The following is a 389-nucleotide window of genomic DNA, read 5'->3' as shown; positions in this document are numbered from 1 at the left end:
CTCCGACGGTCGGTTAAGACTAAAAGGCAATGATTTTTCACTCTGGTTAATAGAACCGTATCAATTTCATAATGACCGTTTTCCAAGCGAAGATTAATAACGTCAGGACGTTCTTCGATAGATTTGCCTGCTGGTTTAAACTTAGGACTAGCTTGCTTCTTGACACTTTTCCCTTTTCTAGGGTAAAGTATATCTGCTTTCGTCAATCCTAAATGGCCATTATGAAACCAATAGTAAATGGTTGAAATGCCAACTTTCATTTTCTTCTTCTTAACCATCATTTCAGGAGAAAATTTTTGCTTAGTATAGTTTACTATTTTCTCTTTCAATTCTTTCGTTAGGATTATCTTTTTTACCGAACGTTTTCGATTAGTTTGGTAAACAGTCTG

The 389-nt window shown here is 35.2% G+C and carries 1 pseudogene (running past one end of the window); it reads right to left on the bottom strand.

Annotated features, from left to right (window positions below):
* Positions 1 to 389, bottom strand: a pseudogene (locus tag ACFORE_RS02775) (IS30 family transposase); its annotated part reaches 127 nt to the left of the window's first position; the annotation flags it as partial.

It is taken from the genome of Streptococcus alactolyticus (genome assembly GCF_042649785.1).
GTDB classification, from domain to species: Bacteria; Bacillota; Bacilli; order Lactobacillales; family Streptococcaceae; genus Streptococcus; species Streptococcus alactolyticus.
The sequence above is the reverse complement of the archived record's forward strand: the minus strand, read 5'-3'. Positions and strand labels throughout refer to the sequence as shown.